This window comes from Lysinibacillus sp. NPDC096418, assembly GCF_044762775.1.
In the GTDB taxonomy this organism is placed as follows: Bacteria; Bacillota; Bacilli; order Bacillales_A; family Planococcaceae; genus Lysinibacillus.
Map to the genome: position 1 here is coordinate 1 of NZ_JBIWEY010000068.1, position 5,803 is coordinate 5,803.

Below are 5,803 nucleotides of genomic sequence, written 5' to 3' on the forward strand. Positions count from 1 at the left end.
ATCTAAAAAGGATGGCTCCTGTACAATACAGAAACCATCTCTTAGCTGCTTAATCTCTTTTTTTAGTTTGTCCTTGACTTAGGTACCACATTAATCCGTTAGTTTTTTTATACATTTTCTTATTTTTGAGTAGCTAACCAAGCTGCAACTGCTTTTGCATCTTCGCCTTTAAGAGAAGGTGGCATCTTACCTTTACCGTTCTCAATAACATCTAAAATTTCTTCCTCAGATAAACGAGAACCTACGTCATTTATTGCAGGCGCATTTGCCTGACCTTGTAACTCGCCACCGTGGCACATTATACATGATTTCATTGCGATTGCTTCACCGTCCGGAGCTTTTGCACCTTGATCTGCTTTCTCTTTGTCATCTCCACCGCCACAAGCCGCTAAAAAGATTGCCGAACCGAACACTAATGTTAACATTGCTTTTTTCATTAGTACCCCTCCTTATAATAAATAATACCTTACCCCAGTACTATACCAAAATTATGCACGTTTGAAACCTTTTCCTAACACCTCATAAGCATCCGAAACTATGACAAACGCTGATGGGTCAACGATTTTAATAAGTTGTTTCAGCTTTGTGAACTCTGTTTGATAGACAACCACCATGAGTACTGGTCGTGCTTCGCCAGTGTATCCACCAATTGCTGGTAACTTCGTAACCCCTCGATTAATTTCCGCATAAATCGCATCACGCACTTCATCTTGTTTCACAGTAATAATATAAACCATCTTTGATTGACTAAAGCCAAGTTGAATAATATCAATTGTTTTTGTTGTTACATATAGACCAATCAGTGCATATAGACCTTTCTCTAAATCGAAGACTACTGCTGCACTAATGGCAATCAAGCCATCTATTAGTAGTACACTTGTCCCGAGCGTTATACCTGTATATTTCGTGATTATTTGGGCCAATAAATCGGTACCACCAGTTGAAGCATTCCCCTTGAAAACCAGTCCTATACCTAAACCGACAACAATTCCACCAAACAACGCACCTAGCAGAGGATTAGCTGTCCACGGTTCCCAACTGTCCGTCAATAATACAACGAAAGGTAGTGTGATTGTGCCTATAAATGATTTGATGCCAAATTTTTTCCCGAGTAATACTAGACCTGCCAAAAATAAAGGAATATTAAAAGCATATTGGACAAACCCAGGATTCCAGCCGAATAATCCATTTAAAATCGTACTGATTCCACTCACACCACCAGATGCTACTTGGTTCGGCAGTAAGAATGCATTAAAACCAACTGCAACAATCGCAGCACCAGCGATAACATATACATATTCTAGAATACCATTTCGTAAATCAAGCATACCTTTCATTTTGCCACATCCACTTCAAACATCTAATTTTTTTCTAAAGTAGAAATGATTATAGCAAATTGTTTGCCCAATGAGAACTTCAATAAGTTGAATTGAAAAAGGATCTACCTCGATAATCTTAGAGGTAAATCCTTTTTGAATAATACAGCATTGATATCAAAATTGAACGTCTTATCAACTACTTATCAGAACGATGTTTCTGCCCATTCTAGCGCTTCTTTATATAATAAATCCATACTTTCTATATCTATATCGAATTCAGGCGCTAACATTTCTAGCGTACCCCAATCTAACTTACTTAGCGCAATACTAAAATCTAAATAAGGCGTCATTTCCGTTTCCCCACCTAATATCGTCTGCGATATCTCTTCAGGGAATGGTAAATTTTCTAAAATAATTTTCAGTGGGCGTTGTAATATACAATCAATTAACGAAAACATACCAATCAAGAAATACTCTGAGAAATTTTGTTTATAGGAAAGCTTAGCTAGTTTCTCACAAACTTTTGCTCTAAACAAAGACGTCCGCATCAATTCTTTGAAAAGATCCGTCTCTGTATTCATATCTATTTCACGCATTGCCAGTAAATAAATCCATTTTCGTAGATCCGCTAATCCAAGTAGTAAAATCGCTTGCTTAATAGAGCGTACTTTAGATTTTGCTCGTTTATCAGAGTTATTAATCATTTGCAGTAATTTATAGGTCAAAGCTATATCACGTTCAATACTCTCTGCTAACAAATCAATATTTGGCTCTTCATCTTTTAATAACGAAAGAATTTGAAAATATTGCAATGTATTTGTCGGAATATCTGTTGCCTTAATAATTTGTGGCTGTTCAAAGAAATAACCTTGGAACAACTCATAGCCTGAATTCTTTGCTACATCAAATTGATTTCGAGTCTCTACCTTTTCAGCAAGGAGTTTAATGTGTGGGAAATTCTCTTTAACTTTATTTTCAATTTCCATACGTTCTAGTAATGGCGACAACAAGAAGTCGACTTTAATAAAGTCAATATGAGCAAATAATTCATCATACACTTCTACACGATCATCTAAAATAAAATCATCTAATGCAATTTTAAAGCCTAATGATTTCAGTTCTATTACCCGTTTCACTAACTGTTGGTTAATCGGTACATCTTCTAAAATTTCAATTACGACCTGTGCAGGATTTAAATAATCCGCTAATCTACTCTTTAATAAGTTTTCTGTAAAGTTCACAAAACAAGGCTTGCCTTTCGTAACCGCTTCTGTCCCTATCGATAAAAATGAGTTTACCAATACATCGACTGTAGCTGCGTCCGAATCAACCAGTGGAAATTCATTCTTATTTTTACTGCGATATAACAATTCATACGCAACGACCTGTTCGCGAAGATTAAAAATTGGCTGTCTGCCGATGAATACTTCCATTTCGTTGCCCCCGATTCTCCATTTCTAGTGAAATCTATTATAGCACTTTTTGTTACTATATGCTTATTTATAATGACGTAGAATTATGGTCTAGAAAAGCAACGATTAAATTTATCCTATCAAAGATGGACACTTAAGCCCCTCGACTAATAATTCAGTATATTTACATAATAATCCTCTTTTAATATTGACATTCCTCCGAAACAATCATATAGTACATTACAACACTAATGCACTATGCATCCAAAAAAACTGAAAGGAGTTTTTTTTGTGTATGTCAATTTAGATAGTACGATACCCATCTACATTCAAATTGCAGAATGGTTACAGCATGAAATTGTAGCAGATCGCTTACAAAACAATGACAAAGTGTATTCACAATATCAACTTGCAGAATTATTCAACGTCAATCCAGCAACGGCAGGTAAAGGACTCACTATTTTACTAGAAGAACAACTTCTTTATAAAAAACGGGGGCTTGGCATGTTCGTAACACCAGATGCAAAAGAAAGAATCTTAACAAAACGACGTAATGAAACTTTAACAAGAATGGCACAAAATCTTGTTGTTGAGGCCAAGCGACTTCTTGTTTCAGATGAGGAGTTACTCGAACTTATTCGGAGAACACAGGAGGGATTGAAATGACAATTATTCAATGTGAGCGATTATCAAAAACTATTGGTAACCATAATGCATTACAAAATATTACTTGTGCCATTGAATCCGAAAAGATTGTCGGTATTATTGGACGGAATGGTGCTGGGAAATCGACACTCCTTAATATATTGGCGGGCTATTTACAGCCAACACAAGGCACTTGTCGAATCCTTGGCGAAAATCCCTTTAACAATCTTCAAACAGCGGCAAATACTGTTATGATTGATGATCGCTTAAGTTTTTCTAATTATTTGACGCTAGAAGAAGTCCTTACAATGGGTGATGATTTTTACCCAAATTGGCACGCTGAACTAGCTTTCAGATTACTCAATTATGCAGGTTTAGCTAGAAAAGCGAATCATCAGCAATTATCAAAAGGACAACTGGCAACGTTTAATCTCATATATGGACTTGCAAGTCGTTGTGCGCTGACAATTTTAGATGAGCCTATGAATGGTATGGATGAGGCAATTCGTAGTGACTTTTACCGTGCGATATTGAAAGAATACATCGCTTTCCCGCGTACGATTATAATAGCTGGCCATCATTTACAAGAGATGGAGTCTATTTTAGAGGAAATTATTTTAATCGATGAAGGGGCTATAGTGGCCCATGCTTCAGTCGACGAGTTGAAACAGCAACTGATTTCACTTACTGGACCAAGTGATGCACTTACTCCACTTCTAGCGAATTTAGTCATTTACGCTAAAAAAGAGATAGCAGGTCAGATTTCAGTAGTAGTAGATGCTAGTAATCTTTTCATCCTAGAAGAGGAACTACAAGAAAGAGGAATTACAACCAACCATCTATCTACAAGCGAAGTCTGTATGTATTTAACACGTAAAGAAGGAAGTGATATTGATGCCGTCTTTGACTAATGTAACGCTGAAAACAATCGTACAAAAACAAGTAAAGTGGAAAGCAAAATTATATTTATCTGCACTAAGTACATTAGTGATTTTACAAATAATCTTTGGTTTCTTGCTTTTCGACTCCGGTAGTGGTTCTTCATGGCACGGCCGTGGGAATTTGGACGTACAATTCTCTACTTATTCGCTAGATATGTATTTGATGACTTCTGCATTTTGGGCATTTATTAGTGCCACACTTTTTACAACTAAAGCGTTTCGTATTGATGATTTATCGGTTATTTCAAGTCGTACATCCAGTGCCATTGCTAATATGATTGTCATCGTTCTTTATAGCCTGATTGCTGTTATTATCATGATTGCCTCGCTGTATCTACAGTTAATTGCAGTCTTATTGTGGAAAAATAGTCCATTAATACTAGACCATCTTATTGTTTCACCAACAATATTAATGGTGTGCTTTAGTATCATTTGTTTATTCGGTGCATTCGGCTTACTACTCGGCAATTGTTATAAGGGGCCAGCTACTGTAAAAGTATTCACTACTATTTTTCTAATAATCGGCTTACTTTTATTTACTTTTCCAATCGACCTCTCATGGCTTTTAATGTTACCCAATTTACTTATAAGTCTTGTGATTTTGAGTGTGGCGGCACTATGCTTTGCCTTAGCTATTTGGATTGCTAGTAAATCGGAGGTGTCTCGCACATGACAACTTTTTGGATGCTAATATTTTCTTTATTCTCTATATTATTGATCGTACTAGTCATTTTTAAAGGATTAAAGGTGCTAAAGACTAGTCTAAAAATCCGTTGGACCCCAAAGCATATCGCCGTTGTCGTAATAGGTTATATAACGCTAGGTCTTGTTGCTTTTCTTTATTTAAATTTCTTTTATGAATCTGAAATAACAACACTATCTAGTGACGAGTTGCAAAAGCTTGAGCGGGCTAAAGGAGATATACAGAAATATTATGACGAGGATGATTCTTCTTTTTTAACAGAAACCTATAAAAAGAAAAACTGGCACTATGTATTTGAGGGGGATGTTTTACCTGTTGTGATCAATGAAAGGGATAACGGATTAAATTCTGATATTCGCATACGTTATAGTGACGATATCAAGCATGGGAATGTCCATCTTTCCTACTATCAACTCCCTGACATTATTGAGGGTATTGATTTAACAGATCAAATGCCGCTACCAAACGTTTACATGTTCGATAAACAATTAATCATTGAAGCGGTCTCGCGCAATTCGGTAAGCTATAATCGTGTAAATCCTTCATTGGGTATATTAGACATTAATCGCGAAATTCATGATGAATTCAGAACTGTAAGCTACCTTCCAGAGAATATACTTCTTATAGAAGTCGCTCGTAGCACAAACATAGAAGATCTCCAAGGTCGCCTCAACATTATTAATTAAATAGGTTCTAAATCAAATGTTGGGGTGCTGTAAATTTACAGCACCTTAACCCAAATGAACCCCGATTTCTTTATACTTTAAATTTAATAAGATTTTT

General features: G+C 36.0%; 7 protein-coding genes. 4 read left to right on the plus strand and 3 right to left on the minus strand.

Annotated features, from left to right (window positions below; all coding sequences use genetic code 11):
- Nucleotides 1-119 precede the first annotated feature (119 nt).
- From cccB to ACIQZG_RS24195, 3 genes are all read right to left on the minus strand, one after another.
- Nucleotides 120-437, minus strand: coding sequence for a cytochrome c551 (cccB, locus tag ACIQZG_RS24185; RefSeq protein ID WP_402758666.1), 318 nt, complete (start codon nucleotides 435-437; stop codon nucleotides 120-122).
- 51 nt (nucleotides 438-488) lie between these two features.
- Nucleotides 489-1,337, minus strand: a complete 849-nt coding sequence (locus tag ACIQZG_RS24190; RefSeq protein ID WP_402758668.1) for a YitT family protein — start codon at nucleotides 1,335-1,337, stop codon at nucleotides 489-491.
- Nucleotides 1,338-1,522: 185 nt separating this feature from the next.
- Nucleotides 1,523-2,752, minus strand: a complete 1,230-nt coding sequence (locus ACIQZG_RS24195) for an EAL and HDOD domain-containing protein (RefSeq protein WP_402758669.1) — start codon at nucleotides 2,750-2,752, stop codon at nucleotides 1,523-1,525.
- 270 nt (nucleotides 2,753-3,022) lie between these two features.
- Here ACIQZG_RS24195 and ACIQZG_RS24200 point away from each other — a divergent pair, with 270 nt between their 5' ends.
- From ACIQZG_RS24200 to ACIQZG_RS24215, 4 genes are read left to right on the plus strand one after another with little or no spacing between them, the layout of a single operon-like run.
- Entirely contained in the window at nucleotides 3,023-3,397 is a 375-nt protein-coding gene (locus ACIQZG_RS24200) for a GntR family transcriptional regulator (protein ID WP_402758670.1), read from the plus strand.
- The gene (locus tag ACIQZG_RS24205) at nucleotides 3,394-4,287 is read left to right on the plus strand and encodes an ATP-binding cassette domain-containing protein (RefSeq protein ID WP_402758672.1); all 894 of its coding nucleotides are present in this window, start codon (nucleotides 3,394-3,396) and stop codon (nucleotides 4,285-4,287) included. Before ACIQZG_RS24200 ends, ACIQZG_RS24205 begins: the two co-directional genes overlap by 4 nt.
- Nucleotides 4,280-4,990, plus strand: coding sequence for a hypothetical protein (locus ACIQZG_RS24210; protein ID WP_402758674.1), 711 nt, complete (start codon nucleotides 4,280-4,282; stop codon nucleotides 4,988-4,990). Before ACIQZG_RS24205 ends, ACIQZG_RS24210 begins: the two co-directional genes overlap by 8 nt.
- Nucleotides 4,987-5,706, plus strand: a complete 720-nt coding sequence (locus ACIQZG_RS24215) for a hypothetical protein (protein WP_402758676.1) — start codon at nucleotides 4,987-4,989, stop codon at nucleotides 5,704-5,706. Before ACIQZG_RS24210 ends, ACIQZG_RS24215 begins: the two co-directional genes overlap by 4 nt.
- The last annotated feature ends 97 nt before the right edge of the window (nucleotides 5,707-5,803 follow it).